25 protein-coding genes and 1 tRNA gene are annotated in these 19,279 nt (G+C 65.8%); 14 read left to right on the top strand and 12 right to left on the bottom strand.

Annotated features, from left to right (window positions below):
* From GFY24_RS32510 to GFY24_RS32525, 4 genes are all read left to right on the top strand, one after another.
* Positions 1-184, top strand: a 184-nt coding sequence (locus GFY24_RS32510) for a transposase (RefSeq protein WP_153808953.1), incomplete at its 5' end; no start/stop codon positions are given.
* 153 nt (positions 185-337) lie between these two features.
* A tRNA-Lys gene (locus GFY24_RS32515) sits at positions 338-410 on the top strand.
* A 148-nt stretch (positions 411-558) separates the two neighbouring features.
* Positions 559-1,137, top strand: coding sequence for a CoA pyrophosphatase (locus GFY24_RS32520; RefSeq protein WP_153809029.1), 579 nt, complete (start codon positions 559-561; stop codon positions 1,135-1,137).
* Positions 1,138-1,239: 102 nt separating this feature from the next.
* Positions 1,240-1,845: a TetR/AcrR family transcriptional regulator gene (locus GFY24_RS32525; RefSeq protein ID WP_153808954.1), complete on the top strand. Its 606-nt coding sequence runs from the start codon at positions 1,240-1,242 to the stop codon at positions 1,843-1,845.
* 9 nt (positions 1,846-1,854) lie between these two features.
* Here GFY24_RS32525 and GFY24_RS32530 read toward each other — a convergent pair whose 3' ends face one another.
* Positions 1,855-3,066 (bottom strand): amidohydrolase family protein, encoded by a 1,212-nt coding sequence (locus GFY24_RS32530; protein WP_309231613.1) that lies wholly within the window; start codon positions 3,064-3,066, stop codon positions 1,855-1,857.
* A 226-nt stretch (positions 3,067-3,292) separates the two neighbouring features.
* Between GFY24_RS32530 and GFY24_RS32535 the strand changes: the two genes are divergently transcribed.
* Both GFY24_RS32535 and GFY24_RS32540 read left to right on the top strand, forming a co-directional pair.
* Positions 3,293-3,550, top strand: coding sequence for a hypothetical protein (locus tag GFY24_RS32535; RefSeq protein ID WP_153808955.1), 258 nt, complete (start codon positions 3,293-3,295; stop codon positions 3,548-3,550).
* A gap of 27 nt (positions 3,551-3,577) precedes the next feature.
* Complete coding sequence (locus GFY24_RS32540; RefSeq protein WP_153808956.1) at positions 3,578-4,276, top strand: Pr6Pr family membrane protein; 699 nt, start codon at positions 3,578-3,580, stop codon at positions 4,274-4,276.
* Positions 4,277-4,337: 61 nt separating this feature from the next.
* On the opposite strand, the gene GFY24_RS32545 is transcribed toward GFY24_RS32540, so the two are convergent.
* The 5 genes from GFY24_RS32545 to GFY24_RS32565 all read right to left on the bottom strand — a co-directional run bounded on the left by GFY24_RS32545 (position 4,338) and on the right by GFY24_RS32565 (position 9,581).
* Entirely contained in the window at positions 4,338-5,342 is a 1,005-nt protein-coding gene (locus GFY24_RS32545) for a methyltransferase domain-containing protein (protein ID WP_153808957.1), read from the bottom strand.
* Positions 5,339-5,704, bottom strand: a complete 366-nt coding sequence (locus GFY24_RS32550) for a RidA family protein (protein WP_153808958.1) — start codon at positions 5,702-5,704, stop codon at positions 5,339-5,341. The genes GFY24_RS32545 and GFY24_RS32550 overlap by 4 nt, the downstream gene beginning before the upstream one ends.
* Positions 5,701-6,798 (bottom strand): alpha-hydroxy acid oxidase, encoded by a 1,098-nt coding sequence (locus tag GFY24_RS32555; RefSeq protein WP_194853106.1) that lies wholly within the window; start codon positions 6,796-6,798, stop codon positions 5,701-5,703. The genes GFY24_RS32550 and GFY24_RS32555 overlap by 4 nt, the downstream gene beginning before the upstream one ends.
* Complete coding sequence (locus tag GFY24_RS32560) at positions 6,795-8,228, bottom strand: amino acid permease (protein WP_153808960.1); 1,434 nt, start codon at positions 8,226-8,228, stop codon at positions 6,795-6,797. Before GFY24_RS32560 ends, GFY24_RS32555 begins: the two co-directional genes overlap by 4 nt.
* A 204-nt stretch (positions 8,229-8,432) precedes the next feature.
* Positions 8,433-9,581, bottom strand: a complete 1,149-nt coding sequence (locus GFY24_RS32565; protein WP_153808961.1) for a hypothetical protein — start codon at positions 9,579-9,581, stop codon at positions 8,433-8,435.
* Positions 9,582-9,719: 138 nt separating this feature from the next.
* On the opposite strand from GFY24_RS32565, the gene GFY24_RS32570 reads away from it, so the two are divergent.
* Complete coding sequence (locus GFY24_RS32570; protein ID WP_153808962.1) at positions 9,720-10,319, top strand: TetR/AcrR family transcriptional regulator; 600 nt, start codon at positions 9,720-9,722, stop codon at positions 10,317-10,319.
* Positions 10,320-10,327: 8 nt separating this feature from the next.
* Here GFY24_RS32570 and GFY24_RS32575 read toward each other — a convergent pair whose 3' ends face one another.
* The gene (locus GFY24_RS32575) at positions 10,328-10,702 is read right to left on the bottom strand and encodes a cupin domain-containing protein (protein ID WP_153808963.1); all 375 of its coding nucleotides are present in this window, start codon (positions 10,700-10,702) and stop codon (positions 10,328-10,330) included.
* Positions 10,703-10,781: 79 nt separating this feature from the next.
* Between GFY24_RS32575 and GFY24_RS32580 the strand changes: the two genes are divergently transcribed.
* Positions 10,782-11,228, top strand: a complete 447-nt coding sequence (locus GFY24_RS32580) for a MarR family winged helix-turn-helix transcriptional regulator (RefSeq protein ID WP_153808964.1) — start codon at positions 10,782-10,784, stop codon at positions 11,226-11,228.
* A 27-nt stretch (positions 11,229-11,255) separates the two neighbouring features.
* Here GFY24_RS32580 and GFY24_RS32585 read toward each other — a convergent pair whose 3' ends face one another.
* Entirely contained in the window at positions 11,256-12,098 is an 843-nt protein-coding gene (locus tag GFY24_RS32585) for a GNAT family N-acetyltransferase (RefSeq protein WP_153808965.1), read from the bottom strand.
* A gap of 126 nt (positions 12,099-12,224) precedes the next feature.
* Here GFY24_RS32585 and GFY24_RS32590 point away from each other — a divergent pair, with 126 nt between their 5' ends.
* Both GFY24_RS32590 and GFY24_RS32595 read left to right on the top strand, forming a co-directional pair.
* Positions 12,225-12,542, top strand: coding sequence for a hypothetical protein (locus tag GFY24_RS32590; protein ID WP_153808966.1), 318 nt, complete (start codon positions 12,225-12,227; stop codon positions 12,540-12,542).
* Between the two features lie 43 nt (positions 12,543-12,585).
* Positions 12,586-13,644 carry a crotonase/enoyl-CoA hydratase family protein gene (locus GFY24_RS32595; protein WP_309231614.1) on the top strand — a complete coding sequence of 353 codons (1,059 nt, stop codon included), beginning with the start codon at positions 12,586-12,588 and terminating at the stop codon, positions 13,642-13,644.
* Here the strand turns inward: GFY24_RS32595 and GFY24_RS32600 are convergent, their stop codons facing one another.
* Positions 13,645-14,109 carry a MarR family winged helix-turn-helix transcriptional regulator gene (locus tag GFY24_RS32600; protein ID WP_153808968.1) on the bottom strand — a complete coding sequence of 155 codons (465 nt, stop codon included), beginning with the start codon at positions 14,107-14,109 and terminating at the stop codon, positions 13,645-13,647.
* Between the two features lie 416 nt (positions 14,110-14,525).
* Here GFY24_RS32600 and GFY24_RS32605 point away from each other — a divergent pair, with 416 nt between their 5' ends.
* Entirely contained in the window at positions 14,526-14,828 is a 303-nt protein-coding gene (locus GFY24_RS32605; RefSeq protein ID WP_153808969.1) for an excalibur calcium-binding domain-containing protein, read from the top strand.
* 73 nt (positions 14,829-14,901) lie between these two features.
* Here the strand turns inward: GFY24_RS32605 and GFY24_RS42415 are convergent, their stop codons facing one another.
* Positions 14,902-15,123, bottom strand: coding sequence for a DUF3618 domain-containing protein (locus tag GFY24_RS42415; protein WP_309231615.1), 222 nt, complete (start codon positions 15,121-15,123; stop codon positions 14,902-14,904).
* 132 nt (positions 15,124-15,255) lie between these two features.
* Here GFY24_RS42415 and bcp point away from each other — a divergent pair, with 132 nt between their 5' ends.
* Entirely contained in the window at positions 15,256-15,729 is a 474-nt protein-coding gene (gene bcp, locus GFY24_RS32615) for a thioredoxin-dependent thiol peroxidase (RefSeq protein WP_153808971.1), read from the top strand.
* A gap of 67 nt (positions 15,730-15,796) precedes the next feature.
* On the opposite strand, the gene GFY24_RS32620 is transcribed toward bcp, so the two are convergent.
* Positions 15,797-17,014, bottom strand: a complete 1,218-nt coding sequence (locus tag GFY24_RS32620; RefSeq protein ID WP_153808972.1) for a hypothetical protein — start codon at positions 17,012-17,014, stop codon at positions 15,797-15,799.
* Between the two features lie 327 nt (positions 17,015-17,341).
* On the opposite strand from GFY24_RS32620, the gene GFY24_RS32625 reads away from it, so the two are divergent.
* Together GFY24_RS32625 and GFY24_RS32630 are read left to right on the top strand one after the other, a co-directional pair.
* Positions 17,342-17,986, top strand: a complete 645-nt coding sequence (locus tag GFY24_RS32625) for a TetR/AcrR family transcriptional regulator (protein ID WP_228566880.1) — start codon at positions 17,342-17,344, stop codon at positions 17,984-17,986.
* A 96-nt stretch (positions 17,987-18,082) separates the two neighbouring features.
* Positions 18,083-18,700: a Uma2 family endonuclease gene (locus tag GFY24_RS32630; protein ID WP_228566862.1), complete on the top strand. Its 618-nt coding sequence runs from the start codon at positions 18,083-18,085 to the stop codon at positions 18,698-18,700.
* 59 nt (positions 18,701-18,759) lie between these two features.
* Here GFY24_RS32630 and GFY24_RS32635 read toward each other — a convergent pair whose 3' ends face one another.
* Positions 18,760-19,182, bottom strand: a complete 423-nt coding sequence (locus GFY24_RS32635; protein WP_309231616.1) for a holo-ACP synthase — start codon at positions 19,180-19,182, stop codon at positions 18,760-18,762.
* Positions 19,183-19,279: the final 97 nt, after the last annotated feature.

A 19,279-nucleotide genomic window follows, 5' to 3' on the forward strand; every position in this document is an offset into this window, starting at 1 on the left:
CGACGACGTCTCGGGTTTCGTTGTCCTGCCCCGCCGTTGGGTGGTCGAACGCACATTCTCCTGGATCAGTCGACGCCGACGCTGCGTCCGTGACTACGAACGCCTGCCCGACCACCACGAAGCCATGATCACCTGGTCGATGATCATGCTGATGTCCCGCCGCCTCGCCCGCCAACGGAAATGATCAGTTGGCGGACAGGCACTCAGTCCGGTGCCGATGGCGGTCGTCCGGCGGGCGGGTCGCTGAGCTGATTACGGCTTCACCGGCCACCCCTGATAATCTTCCTCCGCACCGCAGAGCGGCAGAAGCGAAAGCCCAAACCTCGCGGAGAAACACGCGCCATTAGCTCAATTGGCAGAGCAGCTGACTCTTAATCAGCGGGTTCGGGGTTCAAGTCCCTGATGGCGCACAGCGGCCGGTCTCGTTTCATGACCGAGTCGGACCGAGAGGCGTTGACGGTGGTCGGCGGGGCGAATTAGGTTCGACTGATGCCGGTCGACGAGGACAGTAGCGGATACCGCTGGAGTGATTTGCTCGCTGACCAGCTGCGACGCGGGATGGCCGAGGCGTTGGGCGCGTTCCCGCGGCGAGCCGTTGATCCCGAAGGCCGCAAGCCTGCCGCAGTGCTGATCGCGATCGCCGATCGTGGTGGGGAACAAGGCATTTGGCTAACCGAGCGGTCGTCGGGACTGCGATCCCATGCCGGGCAACTGGCCTTGCCGGGCGGCAAGCTGGATCCCGGGGAGGATGCGGAAGCGGCGGCGTTGCGGGAGCTGCACGAGGAACTGGGAATCGCCGCGCCCCGCTCGACGGTGCTCGGGCTGCTCGACGACTATCCGACCCGCTCCGGCTATGTGATGACCCCGGTGGTGGCCTGGGTCGGCCGGTCACCGACCCCCACCCCCAATCCCGCCGAAGTGGCTGCGGTGCACTGGATTCCACTCGCGGATCTCGATGTCGACCCGCGCTTCGTACCCGTCCGGGGTTCCGACCGCCCCGCCATCCAGCTCCCCCTGCTGGGCGGCCACCTGCATGCCCCGACCGCCGCGATCCTCTATCAATTCCGCGAGGTGGCCTTGCATCACCGCCCCACCCGCGTCGACCACATAGACCAACCCCGCTTCGCTTGGGAGTGAGCTGTAACCAACAGGTGCGGTCCACTACCGCCGAGTGCCCGCGTCCCGATCTCCTTGCCGGGATCCGCTAGCCTTGCGAATCGGCATTGGAGGTGAGGGCGCATGACCAGCGAGACTCCGCGCGGCAAACTGCTACGCGCCGGACAGGCCATGCTCGAGGAGCGCGGGCGGATCAGTGACCTCACCCTGCGCAAACTCGCCGAGCAGCTCGGCACCAGTCATCGCATGCTTATCCACCACTTCGGTTCGCGGGACGGCTATTTGGCCGCGCTGCTGACCGAGGTCCGCAGGGAGGAACAGGAATCTCTGCGGGCCCTCGACGCCAAGGGCACCTTCCGCGGCGCGGTCGAGATGATGGAACGGCTGTACCTCGATCCGGCCAATCACACGCGCCTCGCGGCCATGTTCTACGTGACCGGCCTGGCCGTCCAGGATCCCGCGCCGTACCGCGATTTTCTCGAATCACTCTCGGACTGGACCACTTTGCTGTCCTCCCTCGGTGAGAAGGAGGGCATGGACGGCGATGCGGCCCGGGCGATGGCCGACGCGCTGGTGTGGTCGGCACGCGGCATCATCATCGTGGGGATCACGACCGGTGACCTGGAAGCGTCGGTGCGCGAACTGCACAATGTCATCCGGCACCTGGTGCCCGAGCCGCTCTGGCCCGACGCAATCAGGACCGGTCACGACTCCCGGCACAAGGCGTAGGCGGAGCTACTACTTGCGGGTGTCCTTCACGACCTTGCCGCCCTGAATGACGACGGTGATATTCGCCGGATCCGCCAGCAGTTCGATATCGGAGAGCGGATCACCCTTGGCGACAACGACATCGCCGATCAGTCCGGGTCGCAGCACGCCGACCTCGTCCGCGAGATCGCAGACGGCCGCGGCGGTGCTGGTGCCCGCCATGATCGCCTCCATCGGGCTGAGTCCGGCCGCCACCAGTTCCACCAGTTCGCGCAGATTCTTACCGTGTTCGAGTATGAGACCGGCGTCGGTGCCCACGGCGATCCGCACACCCGCCGCGTGCGCGACCCCGACCGCATTGAGAGCCAACTCCGGAAAATGGTGATGCCCCGATTGTGGCGCCGCCGCCTCGGCCAGCTGTATCACCAGGGTCGGCACCAGGAAGGTGCCCTGGGCGGCCATCAATTCGGCCAATTCGGCGTCGAGCATCGTCCCGTGTTCGATACTGTGCACGCCTGCTTTGATCGCGGCTTCGAGCCCTTGCCTGCCGATGCAGTGTGCGGCAACGAGTTTCCCGTGTTCGGTCGCGGCCTCGACCGCGGCGGCGAGTTCGAGCGCATCGAGACCGACATCGTCGGGCTGGTCGTGGGGGGTGGTGACGCCGCCGGTGGCGGCGACCTTGATGACATCGGCCCCGAGTTTGAGCAGCGCGCGTACCCGGGCCTTGATTTCGGCCGGGCCATCGCCGATGGCGAGGTGGATGCCCAGCCGGTCCAGTTGGGCCGAGACGTCGAGGCCGGGCGGTGTGATGTCACCATGTCCGCCGGTGGGGCTCACCATCGAGATGGCATTGATGATCCGGGGGCCGCGCACCAGACCACGTTTGACCATCTCGACATAGCCCGGGCCCAGGAACGCGAGATCACGCACCGTGGTGACACCGGCGTCGAGGGTGGCCTCGAAGCGCTGCGCCACCCCCAGCGCGGCCACGGGGGCCGGTTGCAGCAGAAGCAGCAGCAGGTTGACGCTGCCGCCGGCCAGGGCGAAGTGGACGTGCGTGTCGATGAAACCCGGCAGCACCGTGCCACCATCGACATCGATCAAATCGGTATGCGGCGGAGCGGAATTCGCCGGTCCCACCCATTCGATCCGGCCGTCATCACCGAGTAGTACGGCACCATCGGGGATGGGCGCCGCGCCGGTCCCATCGATCAATTGCGCGCCGGTCACGAGCAAGCTCACGCTGAACCTCTTTTTCTTCTGTCCCCCGAATTTCGGATGGATGTACCATTAGTACATCAAGGTTCGCGCTGGTTCGCACTGGATTCGGCGGGTTCATTCACAGTGTGGCGGGGCCGGGCCCGAAGCGGCGCAATTGCTCGAATATCCGCGCCACCACAGGACTTTCGGGATCGATGAGCCCATAGTGACCAACCCGCCCCCGTGACCCCGCGCGCCGGGGCGGCATGTGACCTTGGCGCGAGACGATGCCGATGCGCCGGCCGCCCGCCTGATCGAAGAGGGCGTCATTATCGATTTCCGCCCACCGAATAGCATTCGTATCGGACTGTCCCCGCTCTCGACCGGCTTCGAGGAGACCTGGCGCGCGCTCTCGGTGATACGGGAAGTCGCCATACATTCGCCGGGCAGTGCCGAGATCACAATCGACGAGCCCGGAATCGGTGCGGTGAGACAAGAGAATTCGACCGGTTTTCCCATACTGTGACCCGCAGTCGAAAAATGAGGAGCATTGATGAAGCCGTATCAGGCGCGTACCTGGTTTGCCCTGACCGCGGCGTGCGTCCTCGTCGGGGTGGGTATGCAGGTGGTGCTGGACTGGCAGAACTATATGCCGGTCCTCGCCGATACCGGCGAAGCGGTGGAGAAATTCGGCGGTAGTCCGGCCGGGCGTGCGCTGAATCTGTTCGCGTTCTTCACCGTTCAGTCGAATCTGATCGTGGGATGCACGAGTCTGCTGCTGGCCATTACACCGAATCGGTCCTCGACCGTATTCGCGGTGTTCCGGCTCATCGGTCTGGTCGCCATCACGATCACCGGGCTCGTGTACCACATCACGCTTCGCGGCCTGGTGGACTTGCATGGCTGGGAATTGGTCGCAGATCACTTGCAGCACACCGTCGTTCCGCTCGCGGCGGTCGTCGGCTGGCTGGTGTTCGGACCGCGCGGCCTCACCTCGGCACGCGTGGTGCGGTTGACAATCCTGTTCCCACTGGCCTACCTGGCCTTCACCCTCATCCGGGGCCCGCTCGCCTCGAACTGGTACCCCTACCCGTTCACCGATGTACCCACCCTGGGCTATCTGCGCGTATGCCTCAATACCTGCGCGATCCTGCTCTTCTTCATCGCTCTCGCCGCCGGTGCCACCTGGCTCGACAAACGCCTGCCCGGCAGGCAACCCGTGTCACAATCGGTCGCAGCGCGAAATACATGAACCATTCGAAAGCCCTGACAGTCCTTGACTATCAGGGCTTTTCGTTTCGTGAGACGTGCGATCAATCGCGTTCCAGGATGGTGGTGACCAGCATGGTGTGGTCTTCCATACGGCGGGCTACCGTCCAGCCGAGTTCGGCGTAGGCGCGCTCGTATTCGTGCTGCGTCCAGAGTTGGACGCCGGTAATGGTGTGGTAGATCTCGTAGGTCGGGGAGAACCACGGCTGCTGGGTCCAGTGGTCGGCCTCGAGCAGATAGCCGTCGCCGATCACCAGGCGGCGGACATTGGGGAACCACTCCATCCAGCCGCGCAGCACCGCGGCGATGCCATTGCCGTCACTAGCCAGCTGGTGCAGCAGGAAGAACGACATGGCGGTGGTGACGCTGTCGCGGTCGACGGCGCCGAGCCAGGCGGGCGAATGTGGTTCCGGCTGAACCGAACCCGCCAGCAGGGTGATTCGATCGGCGAGCCCGAGGCGGTCGAGTTCGGTGGTGGCGTCGGCGATCACCTCGTCCTCGATATCGACGCCGAGAAACTCCTCGTGCGGGGCGAGCCCGGCCAGCGCCTGCAGCCGTCCCGCATCCGCGCAGCCGAGATCGATGGTGCGGCCGGGGGTGTCGGCGGCAATGGCCGCGCCGATGGTGGCGAAGATCTCCGGGCGGCGGCGCGCGATATCGGTGCAGGCGCGGGCCACCTCACCGGGTTCGGTTGCGGCGGGGATGTATTCGTCGTGGGCGGCGGCGGAGAGCTGACGGAAGGTGGGCTCCCAGCCGCGCACCGCGCAGCGCACGAAGCCACGGTTCTTGCCGACATCGTGGCCGGTGTGGGTGAGATGGTAGCGGTGCCCGCGCCGGGTCAGGAATCCGGCGCGCACCAGGCCGACCGCTACGGTCTGCTGGATGCCGGTACTGGGCGCGATGGTGTCGCCACCCAAAAGGGTTGTCCACCAACCCCAATCGTCTGCCGCGACAATGAGCTGTCCGGCGGTCTGGCCCTCGATGACGTCGCGAATGGTGAAATCGCCTAGGGCGGTGTGGGAATGCACGAGCGGTGTCACTGCGGTCATGATGATCTTCCTCGAGACTCGGCGACGGCGATCGCCTGGACTTCGATGAGCAGCCCCTCTATGGGCAGGGTGGTGATGGTCGTGGTCCGCGCCGGTGCGGCTGTCTTGAAAAAGGATTCGAAGGCGGCGTTCCAGGCCGGGAACCACTGCCGTTCGGCCAGAAAGCAATCCAGCTTGAGCACCTGGTCGCGGGAACTACCGCAGGCGGTGAGCGCGGCATCGAGTTGCTCGAACACCGCGGCGGCCTGACCGTGGAAGTCGGTGGCGGAGACGGTCATGGTGGCGGGGTCGATGGCGGCCAGGCCGGAGGTGAACACCAGCCCGGCCCCGACCCGGGCCGCCGGGAATCGCACGCCGGTCACGATGCGACCCGCTGCACGCGGCCGCTGCCGATCTCCTCGATCGAGGCCGCGCCGGACAGGATCATCAGCGTGCGCAACTCCTCGGTGAGCAACTCCAGCACCCGGCCGACCCCGGGCGCGCCCGCGGCGGCCAGTCCGTAGATGGCGGAGCGGCCGATGATCACCGCGTCCGCGCCCAGTGCCAGCGCCAGGTAGACATCACTGCCGGTGCGAATTCCGCTGTCCAACAGGATCGGAACCTCCGCCCCGACCGCCGCCCGGATACTCGGCAATGCCGACAGACTCGCGGGCGCGGGATCCAATTGGCGGCCACCGTGATTGGACACCACCAGTGCCGAAGCGCCCACGGCGAGCGCACGTTCGGCGGCGACCGGGGTGAGAATGCCCTTGGCGATCCACGGCAGCCCGAACCCGGTCGCGGCGTCCGCCAGCTCATCCCAATTCCACACCGTGCCACCCTGTTTGAGCAGCTGACCGAAGACCTCGGCGACACCGGGGGCACCGTTCTCACCGGTCAGATTGCCCGCGAACAGGCGCTGATCCGGATCGAAACGATTGGCCATATTCCGCGTGCGGAAGCCACCCACCGGACAGTCCACGGTGACGCAGAGCGCGTCGAATCCGGCCCGCCGCACCCGATCCGCCACCGCGGTCGCATGGGCGAAGGGATGCAGTTGCGCGATGCGCGCGGCGTGCGGTGCGGCGGTGCGCACCTGCTCGTAGGAGAAGCTCCCGGCCTCGGGGACGATCGAGAGCGCACCGTACTGCTCGGCCGCCCTGGCCACGGCAAGATGACCGTCCGGATGGAACAGCGCATCGCCACCGAAAGGCGCTGTGAGGATTGGCGTTTCGAGCCGCAGGCCGAGCAGTTCGGTGCGCGTCGACGGTGCGCCGACACCGCTCATGGGTTCGGGCAGAATCCGCCAGCCGTCGAACGCCGCGAGATTGGCGCGCAGCGTGATCTCCTTGCCCGCACCGCCTTCGACGAAGTCCAGGATATCGGGGGTCAGGGCGGTCACGGCGGCACGATGGATTTCGTCGAGGGTGCCGAAGGTGACACCGGTCGGATAGAAACTGTCCAGCTGAGCGGTCACGCGGCACCCCCCGCGACAACGGAGTGGCGGCGGCCGTAGCCGAGGTAGAGCACCAGGCCCACGGCGCTCCAGATTACGAAGCGCAGCCAGGTCAGGGCTTCGAATGTCGTTGCCAGCCAGATACATCCCGCGATGGCGAGGATCGGCACCAGCGGCATGAGCGGGGTCCGGAACGGCCGCGCCCGACCGGGATCGGTGCGGCGCAGGATCATGACGCCCAGCGCCACGATGAGGAAGGCGAACAACGCCCCGATATTCACCAGTTCGGCGACGGTATCGATCGGCGTGAACCCCGCGACCGCGGCGATCACCACACCCAGCAGCAGGCTCAGCCGCACCGGAGCACCCCGGGAATTGGTGCGGCACAGCGCCTTCGGCACCAGCCCGTCCCGGCTCATGGCGAACAGCAGGCGGGTCTGGCCGTAGAACACCATCAGCAGCCCCTTGGTGAGGGCAATGACCGAGGCCACCAGGATCACCTTGCCGATCCATCCGACCCCGATCGCGGCGAGCGCGGTCGCCACCGGCGCGGAGTTGTTCAGGCTGGAATACGGTGCGACACCGGTCAATACGGCGCTCACCGCGATATACAGCACGGTCGCGATCACGACCGAGCCGATAATGCCCCAGGGCAGATCGCGGCGCGGATCGCGGGTCTCCTCCGCCGAGGTGGCCACGACATCGAACCCGAGATAGGCGAAGAATGCCATGGCCGCACCGGCCGCTATGCCATTGACTCCGAACGGCAGGAAAGGCGTCCAATTGTCGGCTTGTATATGGGGCGCACCCACAGCTACCACGACAACGAGTACCGCGATAGTCAGCGCCACCAATGTTTTGACCACGGCCGCCGCGATCTTCACCTCGAAAACCAATACCGCGACAATGAGTCCGACAATGATCACCGCCGGCAGGTCGATCACTCCCCCGGCGCTCGGACTCGCCGATATCGCCTTCGGCAGGCTCACATCGAACAGCGAATTCAAGGCCGCACCGAACAATCCGGACCAGCCGATCGCGATCGCCGCCGTGGCCACCGCGTATTCGAGGAGCAGATTCCAGCCGACCAGGAATGCGGGCACCTCACCCATGGTCGAGTAGGTGTAGGTATAGGCGCTGCCGGAGACCGGCGTCATCGACGCCAGCTCGCTATAGCACAATGCCACCAGCACGCATACCGCCCCGGCCAGCAGGAATGACAGCACGATCGAGGGTCCGGCCTTGGTGGCCGCGGCGATGCCGGTGGTGACGAAGATGCCCGCGCCGACAATGGTGCCCACCCCCATGGCGATCAGGTCGGTGCGGCCGAGGGTGCGTTTGAGCGTCCCAGCGGTGGTTTCCGAGGAGGCTGGGGAGGCGTCGGCGCCGCGCACGCGGAAAGCATTGGTCTGTTGCGTGGTGGTGGGTCCGGCCTGAGTGGGTGCTGCCATGACTGGAATCCATTCGGTGGGAATGTATTTGGTTCTTCGGTATTCAGTGAAGCAATCGAAGTTTGTGTTCCGATGAACGCAGGTAACGAATCCGTTTCGCGGTCTACTCAATTAGCTAGCGGCACAATCTATTTCACACATGCCGATAGCGCACGCCCAGCAATTGCGTGCGTCATTTACGAGTTATGCGATTGTCGAAGTCTGCTAGGCGAATAGGGAGTCCGCGGCGCGCGCCATTGCACGCCGACGGACGAATATGGTGGCCGCCGAGATGAGGGCCAGGACGACGATTGCGGCCGGTACCGCGGCCCGCATCGAAGCGACGGTCGCGACCACACCGAGGCCGAGCGTGCCGACCCCCGCGCAGAGGTACGCGACCGCCGCGAATCGGGCCGAGACGCGCGCGTGTTGATCGGGGGTTGTTGCGGCACTGATGATTCCGAGGCCGGAGCGATAGGCGATGCCCTGCCCGCAGCCCGCGATCACACCGCCACACAGCAGCAGCGGCAGACTCGGGAACCACGAGACGGCGGCGGCGATGGCGATACCCGCAAGAATGATCAGCTGCGCCGTAACCGGTTCGGCGGGAAGGGTATTCGACGTCAGCGCGCGTTGCGCGACCCAGGCTCCGACCAGGTAGAGCGTGACCGGCAGCGCCAGGAGTGCGAGATTGTGGGTGCCGAGCAACTCCGCGCCGTAACTCGGTAGCAGTGCGACCACGAGACCGGCCGATACCCAGGCGGCGATGCCGGCGAGATACCCCGCAAGCGCGGGTTCGCAGGATTGGGGTGCGGTGCGCACGCCTCGCGGTTGGACGACCGGCCGCACGTCACGATCGGAAAGCACCAGCAGCGCAACAACTCCGAGCGAGACCGCGTTCACCAGGTAGACGGTCACCCCGGGCGCGGGCAGATACTGCGCCAGCACCGCTGCCGCGAATGTGCCCAGCGCGGAACCGAATACGGTCGCACTGGCCATGGCGGTGCGCCCACGCTCACCGCGGCGCTGCAGGATGAGTCCGGCCAGCGACCCGGTGACCAGACCGACCGAGAGTCCGGCACAAACCCGCGCCACACAGGCGAGCCACGGTGAATGCGCCAGTGCCATAGCGAAATCCGCCGTCATGCCGAAGGCACTGCCGACCCCGATCCGCCACCACCAGGACGCACTCGACGAGGGTGTCCCGAGGAACGACAGGGCCGGGGTGAGCGCGAACAGATAGGCCGCGAAGATCACGGTGATGAGCAGTGGCGCAAGCGCCCAGGCATGCCGGTAGTACGGCATCATGCCGGTCGCCAGATTGGGCTGCGCCATGATCAGCACCAACAGCGCGCCCGGAACCACCGCCCTCATCAAGCCTCCCGAAGTGAGGAGATTTTCTCGGTTAGAGAATAAGCAACTGAGAAGAACTTCTCTACTCGGGGAGCGAAATTGGGCACCGTTTTCGACCCACTCGGCTCGGCGGCGCGCCACTTCGGTCAGGATGGAGGCGTGCCCGTGAAAACCCGCAGCGACGCCCAGCGCAGCCGAATCCTGCTGATCGACGCGGTCCGCAACCTGTTGCGGGCCGGTCGAATCGGCTTTTCGATGCCCGAACTGGCCGCCGAGGCGGGCGTCGGCGTGGCCACCGCATACCGGCACTTCCCCACCCCACACGAGGCCATGCAGGCTTTCCACCGCCGTGCCATCGAACAGCTATTGGAAGCCTTCGCGGAGGTCGACGCCACCGCCGCACCCGATCTCGATCCCGTCGAACGCTTCCATCGCTGCTGCCGGACCTGGGTCGATCAGGCCATGGAGTGGGGTCCGGCGGTGCGCTACATCCGCAGCAGCAGCGGTTTCATCGAACGCCTCGCGAGCGGTGACGAGGCCATCACCGCCATGCACGACATCCTCGCCGAGGTATTGAAAGCCCTTGCCCGCCAGGGCAAGACCTCCGAATTCGACGTCACCTACGCCGTCCTGCTGTGGATCACCATCTTCGACGAACGCGTCGTCTACGACCTCGCCGAACATCGCGGCTGGTCACCCGCCGAGATCACCGATCACCTCACCCGCGCCGTCGCGGGAGCCCTGGGCATCACCGTGTGAGCGGTGGCCTAGTTGACCCAGGGCGGGTTGACGATGGTGCCATCGAGGAGTTCGCCGGTGAAACCGACAGGGGCGGTGACCATTACGGTCGCGGGGATTTCGGCGAGGTTGGCCAGGCTGATGATGGAGCCCGCCGGGGCCACCGCCGCGTCGCCCGGGGCCAGGGGGCTGGTTTCACCTTCGATAGTGATGGTGATGTCGCCGGACAGCAGCACGAAGGCTTCCTCGCCATTGATGCGATGAGCCACACCCTTGGTCCCCGGGGCGATTTCCAGCCGCCAGACGCAGAGTTCGGCGCTGCCGGTGGTGGGCCGCACGAGCGGGGTGAAGGTGGAGCCGTGCATCAGGTGGGATTCGACTTCGGCGGCGCGGATGACTGGCATGTTCAACTCCTAATTGGTCAAGCAGATTGACTATATGGTCAAGCTTGTTGACTAATCTGTCAAGTGCCAAGATGCATTCATGCCCGCACCCGCTCAGGATCTGCCGCTGCTACTGCTCGCGGCCGCCGCCGAGGTCACCGATGCCGTTCACCACGGGGTGGTGGCGGCCGGGTTCGACGACATCCGGCCCAGCCACGGGTTCGCGTTCGTGCGGATGGCACCGAACGGGGCGACCGTCGGCGAGATCGCCGAACACCTGGCCGTCACCAAACAGGCCGCCAGCCAACTGGTCGAGGAACTGGTGAAAAAGGGTTACGCGGAACGCAATCCGCACCCGGTGGACGCGCGGGCGCGACTGATCACGCTCACCGAGCGCGGCTGGGCGGCCACCCGCGCGGCCGATGCCGCCGTCGCGCACTTCACCGCCCAGTGGAGCCGGGCGCTCGGACCGGGCGCGGTGGTCGAACTCCGCAATATGCTCGCCCACGTCGTCACCCCCGGGCGGGTGCGGCCGTCCTCGTGGTGAGTGGCCCGATCCATTCCGCCCATCCGGTCAGCCGAGTTCGAGGGTGGTGACGCCGAAAACCTTTTCCCGGGAATGGGATCGAGGGACGGCGGTGTACATGCGGGCCGACTCGAAGCTCGGGGTCAGACCCACGGATTCCACCAGGCGAACAGCGGATTCATTGCAGAGCGGGACGTCTATCGCCACGGACGGGGCATCGACGGCCAGGGCGGCGAGCAAGTGGCGGGCATCGGAATCGGTATCGGCGAAGAGCGGTCCGATGCGAAGGGAATCCCTTGCGGGACGGATGGTTCCGTAACCGGTCAGCTTGCCGCCGACAATTCGCACCAGCGTCCGATGGCCGGGATTGCCGAGCCAGGCATCGAGGAAACCCGGGCGATCCGCTGGGAGACAAGCGGAATCGTAGGCATGTACGCCGGCGATATCGGCCGGGGTCGGTGCGCGCACGCTCGCATCCGGTGCGGGCAGCCGTGGCATACCGGTGAAACGCGCACTGCGATAGGCGAGTTCGAATCCGCCGCGCCGATAGTTGCCCTGCTGATCGGGCACGCCGTCCAGCCCGACCATCCGCTCCCCCGCGTGTGCCAGACCCGCCTTCCAGGTGGCCAGACCGAATCCTCTGCCGCGCAAGTCCGGCCGGACGAGGTAGAACCCCAGGAACGCGAAATCATTGCCATAGTTGACAACCGAGACCGCCGAGGCCGGTTCCCCGGCCAGCCTGCCGATGAAAAACCCTTTCGGATCCTGCGCGAAGAACGCGGTCCCATCCCGTAGCCCGGGATTCCAGCCCTCCGCGGCGGCCCATTCGGTGACGGTCGCCCACTCGGCGGGGGTGGCGCGGTCGATGACGAGATCGTCGGCATCCGGCATACGTTCACGGTAGCCGCCGGAAGGGCGCATCGCGGCAGATCGGGAGGGCTCGGGCACTCGCCAACCATGTCCCCGCCCTGCGGTAGGGTCGCCCTCGACATAGTGGACTACCTGCGGAGTTGCGATATGGCCGACTACGCGCACTCTGATCACGCGAGCCGCAGCCGGGAGGACAAGGCCCGGCGATTGGCTGCGTACATCTGGGCTCGGGGCATTACCGGCCCGGAATTGCTGGAACTGCCCCAGGCGCAGCAGCGCAAACTGGCGCGGGCCGCCGACACCAATCCGCCGAGTACCGATGAGACCTGGCAGGTGGTGGCGCAACTGCTGGCCGAGAAGGACGCGTGGGCCGCGCGCCATCCGGAGCATCCCGCGGCGGTGCGCGCGCACGCCGACGAGAAGATCCTCTGGGTGAAGCCGCCCATTCGCCCCTGGAACACCTGAACGGCTCTTGACAGCAAGAAATGAACGGGAGTTCACTGCTTGCGTGTCCCCTGATCACGAGCAGCAGCCCACCCCCGCCGCGGATCACGCCGGTACCCGGCCCGCGGCCTGGCGCGACGACCTGACCGGCGGGGACGACTCACTCTTCGCCGGCCGACCGCAGCCCGAGGGTGAAATCACCGGCCGCACACTGACTTACGAGGTGACCGGGCGTATCGCGCGGATCACCTTCAATCGCCCCGAGCACGGCAATGCCATCACCTCGGACACCCCGATCGAATTGGCGGCGGCCGTGGAGCGCGCCGACCTGGACCCGCGCGTGCATGTGATCGTGCTGAGTGGGAGGGGCAAGGGCTTCTGCGGCGGCTACGACCTGTCGATCTTCGCGGAGAACAGCTTCGCTCCATCCGAAGGCGCACAGCCGGTCGAAGGCACGGTGCTCGATCCCGTCGTCCAGGCGAACAACCACAATCCCTGGGGCACTTGGGATCCCATGGTCGACTACGCCATGATGTCGCGCTTCAACCGCGGCTTCGCCAGCCTGCTGTACGCCAATAAGCCCACCGTGGCCAAGGTGCACGGCTTCGCCATCGCGGGCGGTACCGATATCGCGCTGTACGCCGATCAGATCATCTGCGCGGACGATGCCCGCTTCGGCTACCCACCCACCCGCACCTGGGGTATTCCGGCGGCGGGCATGTGGGCGCATCGGGTCGGCGATCAGCGTGCCAAACGACTGCTGTTCACCGGTGACAGCCTCAGCGGTAAACAGGCCGCCGACTGGGGCCTGGCCATCGAATCCGCGCCCGCCGAGCAGCTCGACGAGCGCACCGAGGAACTGCTGCAACGCATTTCGCTGGTGCCGATCAACCAGTTGATCATGGCGAAGCTGGCGCTCAACAGCGCACTGCTGAGTCAGGGCGTGGCCAATTCCGGCATGATCAGCACCGTCTTCGACGGTGTCTCGCGCCACACCCGCGAGGGGTACGCCTTCCAATTGCGCGCCGCCACAGCGGGTTTCCGCGAGGCCGTGCGCGAACGCGACGAGCCGTTCGGCGACTGGAAGCGGGCGCAGTTCCAGCAGCCGACGGACAGCGCGTAATCAGCCGATACCGGGCACGTCCGTCCGCTCGGCGCGCGGCACCACTCGATCCGCCAGGGATCGCAGCGCCTCGGCCTCCGTATCGGTCATATCCTCGATGAACAGCCGCCGCACCAGTTCCACATGATTGGGTGCGGCGGTTTCCAGCGCCTCGCGGCCCTGATCGGTCAGCCGGATCTCGCGGCCCCGCGCGTCATCGGCGGCCTGACAGCGATCGACCAGTCCGCGTGCGGCCATTCGCGAAAGATGCTTGGAGAGCCTGCTCTTGTCCCAGCAGATCTCCGCGCCCAATTCCTTGGCGCGTAATTGCCCGCCCGCCCCGGAAAGCGCAACCAGCACCTCGTAATCCGAGGCCGAGAGTCCATCGCGGGCGAGCCCCGCCGCGATCGCCGCCTCCAACCGCTGGCGCATACGGATATAGGATTGCCAGGTCGCCTGTTCCTCTTCGTTCAGCCAGCGGGTCATGAAATACATGGTATCCCTCTTGGTTGACATGGACACCAAGCCATCCGCTCCCCATCGATCGCATATGCACATGCTTCGATATGTTCCGGCGCACGAATTGGAAACCCCTCGGCCGCAACAAGTTCACAGCAATGGCCGATATTGTGTGCGGGGAGCGGCACCAGCGCCGCGAACCGCGGCCCGGAGCGGATTTCCAAGCGGACGAATGAGACACGTTCCGACGGAACATCTTCCCGGTCGACCCCCGGCGAATAGGCATTTACCTGGATGAATAGCCCATCCGGTTGACAATGCAACGTTCCGCCGGAACTGTAGTGGCCGGACCCGTACCGGCCACCGTGTCGCAGCCTGCGACAGCGGTGGCATCCGCGCCGAATCGGGCCGCTGCCAACCATTGCGTCGACATTGAGGAATACATGAACGTTCGCCGGCTTCTCGTCACCGCCAGCGTCGCGGGTCTGACGATTCTTGCAGCCCCCTCCGCCCTTGCCCTCGCCGATGTCCCGACCGGTTCGTCCGGCACGGGCTCATCCGCCATCGACACCGGCTCCGGCGCGACCGGTTCGGCCAATCTCGCCCAGACCGGTTCGGCCAATGGCGCGTACAAGAACTGCGATGAGGCCCGCGCCGCCGGGCACGCTCCGCTGTTCCGCGGCGAGCCCGGCTACGGCCCGCACCTGGACCCCGATGGCGACGGAATGGCCTGCCCCACCGTCTGATTCGTCCCGATAACAAGAAACACCCGGTGCCACAGTGGCTACCGGGTGTTTTTTCGTACTCAGCCCGCTGAGTTCAGCGGAAGACCTTGATCAGGATCAGGCCCACCACGACCACGCCCGCACCGATCAGGCTGTACTTGATCTTCGGCTCATTCACCTTCGCGACCAGCGCCTGCTTGGCGTTATCGGCCAACCGCTGCGGGTCGGCCCGCACCGCGAGTTCGTCGAGGGTGTTCGCGAGCCGGCTCCGTGCGGCCTCGATCTCCAGCTCGATGGCCTCGGTATCTCTCGCCACGTCACACTCCTGTCTGAAAAGCCGCGCATCGGCGGCGCCATTGTCTCGAGGCGGCTCGCCACACACGGGCAACCGACCTGCACTGGAGTGTATCGCCCGCATCCCGCCGGACCGGCGTACTACGGTTGCGCCATGACCGAGAACCATCGACTCAGTCCCGGCGACACCGCGCCCGCCTTCACGCTTCCCGATGCCGATGGCAAGGAGGTGTCGCTGGGTGACTATCGGGGTCGCAAGGTGATCATCTACTTCTATCCGGCGGCGAGTACGCCCGGATGCACCAAGCAGGCTTGCGATTTCCGGGACAGTCTCGCCGAATTGAATGAGGCGGGGCTGGAGGTTGTCGGGATCTCCCCCGACAAGCCGGCCAAGCTGGTCAAGTTCCGGGATGCGGAGGGGCTGACGTTCCCGCTGCTGTCGGATCCGGATAAGGCTGTGCTGCAGGCGTATGGGGCGTTCGGCGAGAAGATGATGTACGGGAAGACCGTGACCGGGGTGATTCGGTCGACCTTCCTCGTCGATGAGAGCGGGAAGATCGAGGTGGCGCAGTACAACGTGCGGGCCACCGGGCATGTCGCCAAGCTGCGGCGCGATCTGTCGGTTTAGTCCCGAAACAGCGAAAGTCCCGGCCCCCAACGGGTCGGGACTTCACCTTGTACGGTTCCTCGCGGCGTCAGACGCCGCGCGGCACCAATTGTGCTGCCGCCCACTGCATCAACATGCGGAAGTGGTTGTCCCACCACTTGCCGAACTCAGGTGAATCCAGGGCGGGCGGTGCGAGCTCACCCGCGAAGAGCCCGGTATCGGTGAGGGCCGCCGAACGCGTCGGCGCGGGCAGGATGTAATTGGAGTTATTGTTCGCGGGCTCGGCGTCCGGCTGTGACCTGACCAGCGGCTTGGACGGACGCCGGTGTCGCGCATCGGGATTCGTCGGACCCCAGTTCAGGGTGGCCGGATCGATGGTGACCATATCGGGTTCCGGTGCCGCGGGCTGCTCGGACGGCGGTGCGCCCACATCGGTGGGTGTGGCATCACCGGGGGCGTGCGCATCGGCGGAGACCCGCGAATCGGTGAGCATGGGCTCGGGCACCGTCTTGGAACTATTGCTCGCCGTGTACACGCCACCGGCGACCAGACCACCCGCCAGCACGCTCGCCGCGGCGAAAAGCGCGGCCGTGCCTCGTGACCGGCGAGTACGCTCGGCCGCCTCACCGGCGTCCTCGGCCTCCGGCATGGCGGCCAGCGCCGCGCCGATAGCGGGCGCCATGGCGGCCACCGAGCACGGAATGACCGGTGCGCCGAAGCCCGACTCCAGGGCCGCGACCACGGCGGGTTCGCTTGCGGCGGAACCGATCAGCACCACCGCGTCCGGCTTCACCCCGGCGGCGTCGAACTGATCCCAGGCGGCGGTGACGGCGGCACGCATGGCCTCGTCATTGGTCGCGCCGCCATTGAGGGTGACCGCGGCCAGCACCCGCGAGCGATCGGGATCGATGAGCGAGAACGCCTGCGATCCCGGCACCACCTCGCAGATGGCCAGATCGTCGAATTCATCCACCCACGTCATGGCGCGGGCCACGGACAGGTGCGCGGACTTGGCGGAGACCAGCGACGCCTCATGCCACGGCCCGGACGCCAGCCTGGTGACAATGGCCCGCCGTTCGGCCGCATCGCGGTAAGCGACTGCCGCGCCGACGATTTCCCGATCGGGACTCAGCTTGCCCGCCAACGCCTCCAGCACCGACTCGACCGCCACGGCCAGATCGGCCTTCGTCTCGCCGGTGATCTTCTCGACGCGTTCCAACACCACGCGTTCCGGCAACTTGTCGCCGTCTTCGGCGAGAGCCACCGCGCGCACGGTGCCGCGCTCGGTGGCAACGCCGATGGTCACCGCGGAACGAACAACAGCAGAAGCAACCACAGATCAGCCTTCCAACGTCGTCGTGCTCGCATTTTCCGAGACACGGTCTTGTCCGGACGGAGCCCCCGAGAGGAGTGCGAACGCATGCCGCTGGGAAGCAGCTGCGATGAAGGTTCGTCACCGCTCCCGGTGTGGATGGGTGCGATTCCCGAACGACATAGGGACACACGAACTACCGCAGCGTGTCATCGGAGTGTCGCTACCTCTAGGCTGTTGGACGTGGAAGCACGCACGGGAGCCAGGTCGACGCGACGACCGGACCCTGCGTTGGAGTTGCAGGACGACCCACAAGAGCTGATGCCCCGTCGCCGCCCGACGCAGGAACGGAGCAAGCGCAAGTTCGACGCCCTGCTGCAGTCCTCCCGCGAATTGCTCGTCGAGGTCGGCTTCGAGTCGTTCACCTGTGAGGAAGTCGCGGCCCGCGCGGAAGTCCCCATCGGCACCCTCTACCAGTTCTTCGCGAACAAATACGTGATCGTGTGCGAGCTGAATCGCCAAGACCTGGTTGCGGTTTCACAAGAGCTGTCGGATTTCCACGGCGAGATCCCGTCCATGGACTGGCTACGCCACATGAACTCCCTGGTCGACCATCTCGCCGACCTGTGGATGACCGACCCGTCCCGCCGCGAGGTCTGGCTCGCCATGCAGTCCACCCCCTCGACCCGGGCCACCGGCGCCATCCACGAGAAGGAATTCGCCGAAGCGGTAGCCCAAATGCTCCGCTCCCTCATGCCCCGCACCCCCCGCATCCGCCGCTCCATGATGGCCCAGGTCCTGGTCCACGTCGTCTACTCGATGCTGAACTTCTCCGTCCAAGACGGCCTCAGCCACGAAGACGCGGTAGCCGAACTCAAACGCCTCATGGTCGCGTATCTCCTGATCGCCGAGAAGGAATCACGCTCCGGCGGCCAGCGCACCCCCCTGGAACCCGAAGCCAACTGAGGCTGGTTTGTCGGTACCGCTCGCTAACATGGGCTCATGTCGATCCCGCATATCGACCCGCCGCCACTGCCCGCCACCATGACCTGGGACGAGCTCATGGAGCTGCCCGAGGAGATCGCCGAGAACATCGAGCTACGAGACGGGCGACCGGTCTGGGTCGCCGACGAGATTTACGCCAAGCGCAGCACCGGCGAACATCAAACGTTCACTCGACGACTGACGAATACGCTGGAAACCGCAGCGAGACAGGCGATGTCGAGCACTGCGGGGTCCTGCTGGGAAGTCGAGTCGGAAAACAACCTCTTCTTCACCCGCGACAGATCCAGCTTCGTCACGCCAGATTTCATGATCAATCATTGCCGCGACGCAGAGTACGACTGGATCTACGCCGAGGACGCGGTCCTGGTGGGTGAGGTTCTTTCGCCCGCCAACACGCCGCCGCTGCTCGAGGCGAAGAAGGCTCGCTACGCGGCAGCCCGCATCCCGTGGTACTGGGAGGTGGATCTCGCACCGAACCCACGCCGAATTTCGGCGGTGCGCCAGTACGCTTTCGCCGCTGTCGATTTCCATCTGCCGGAGGGTGTGACGCCACTTCGACCGCCGAAGGCGGGCGAATACATTCTCACCGGTGAGTGGACTCCGGAAGCGGCGGAAGGCGTCGGGACCCTCCACCCCTTCCCGATCCATATCCCCTGGTCCGACCTGGCCTACTGAACCCTCGGTGCGAATTTGGTGTGCCGCATTCGAATGCGGCACACCAAATTCGGAGCGGCTCAGCCCTGGATGAGGTCGGCGAGTTCGCCCGGGTCTTCCAGGACCACCATGGCGGCGGCTGTGTCGCCGTCGTGGGTGAGGGAGAGGTGGACGCGGACTCGGGGGAGGAATTCGGCTGCGAGGCCGTGCAATTTGATGCTGGGGCGGCCCCAGGCGTCATTGACGACTTCGATCAAAGGGTAAGGGTTGTCGCCGATTTGGGGGCTGCGGGCGAAGCGGGATGAGGCCCACGCCTTGATGACCGCTTCTTTCGCGGCCCAGCGGGCGGCGTAGCTGCGGGCCGGATCGGTGCCTTTGCTTTGGCAATAGCGCCGCTCGCCAGCGGTGAAACTCTCCCGGATCATGGTGGTGCCGGTGCGTTCCAGCTGTTCGGCGAATTCGGAGATGCAAACCAAATCCAGGCCGATGCCAAGGATTGTCACAGCGTGGGACTCCTCGATTCCTTTTGAGTGCAGTCGATTTCTGCAACATATATAACAGCGGAGCCTACGGTTCGTAGGCTCCGCTGTTCGGTCGTTC

This window comes from Nocardia sp. SYP-A9097 (assembly GCF_009649815.1).
Lineage (GTDB): Bacteria > Actinomycetota > Actinomycetes > Mycobacteriales > Mycobacteriaceae > Nocardia.

Excerpts from the sequence above, each read along its gene's own strand:
- GFY24_RS32520 (WP_153809029.1), top strand. The coding sequence starts at position 559 with ATGGCCGAGGCGTTGGGCGCGTTCCCGCGGCGAGCCGTTGATCCCGAA.
- GFY24_RS32525 (WP_153808954.1), top strand. The coding sequence starts at position 1,240 with ATGACCAGCGAGACTCCGCGCGGCAAACTGCTACGCGCCGGACAGGCC.
- GFY24_RS32540 (WP_153808956.1), top strand. The coding sequence starts at position 3,578 with ATGAAGCCGTATCAGGCGCGTACCTGGTTTGCCCTGACCGCGGCGTGC.
- GFY24_RS32545 (WP_153808957.1), bottom strand. The coding sequence starts at position 5,342 with ATGACCGCAGTGACACCGCTCGTGCATTCCCACACCGCCCTAGGCGAT.
- GFY24_RS32560 (WP_153808960.1), bottom strand. The coding sequence starts at position 8,228 with ATGGCAGCACCCACTCAGGCCGGACCCACCACCACGCAACAGACCAAT.
- GFY24_RS32565 (WP_153808961.1), bottom strand. The coding sequence starts at position 9,581 with ATGAGGGCGGTGGTTCCGGGCGCGCTGTTGGTGCTGATCATGGCGCAG.
- GFY24_RS32575 (WP_153808963.1), bottom strand. The coding sequence starts at position 10,702 with ATGCCAGTCATCCGCGCCGCCGAAGTCGAATCCCACCTGATGCACGGC.
- GFY24_RS32580 (WP_153808964.1), top strand. The coding sequence starts at position 10,782 with ATGCCCGCACCCGCTCAGGATCTGCCGCTGCTACTGCTCGCGGCCGCC.
- GFY24_RS32585 (WP_153808965.1), bottom strand. The coding sequence starts at position 12,098 with ATGCCGGATGCCGACGATCTCGTCATCGACCGCGCCACCCCCGCCGAG.
- GFY24_RS32590 (WP_153808966.1), top strand. The coding sequence starts at position 12,225 with ATGGCCGACTACGCGCACTCTGATCACGCGAGCCGCAGCCGGGAGGAC.
- GFY24_RS32600 (WP_153808968.1), bottom strand. The coding sequence starts at position 14,109 with ATGACCCGCTGGCTGAACGAAGAGGAACAGGCGACCTGGCAATCCTAT.
- GFY24_RS32605 (WP_153808969.1), top strand. The coding sequence starts at position 14,526 with ATGAACGTTCGCCGGCTTCTCGTCACCGCCAGCGTCGCGGGTCTGACG.
- bcp (WP_153808971.1), top strand. The coding sequence starts at position 15,256 with ATGACCGAGAACCATCGACTCAGTCCCGGCGACACCGCGCCCGCCTTC.
- GFY24_RS32625 (WP_228566880.1), top strand. The coding sequence starts at position 17,342 with ATGCCCCGTCGCCGCCCGACGCAGGAACGGAGCAAGCGCAAGTTCGAC.
- GFY24_RS32630 (WP_228566862.1), top strand. The coding sequence starts at position 18,083 with ATGGAGCTGCCCGAGGAGATCGCCGAGAACATCGAGCTACGAGACGGG.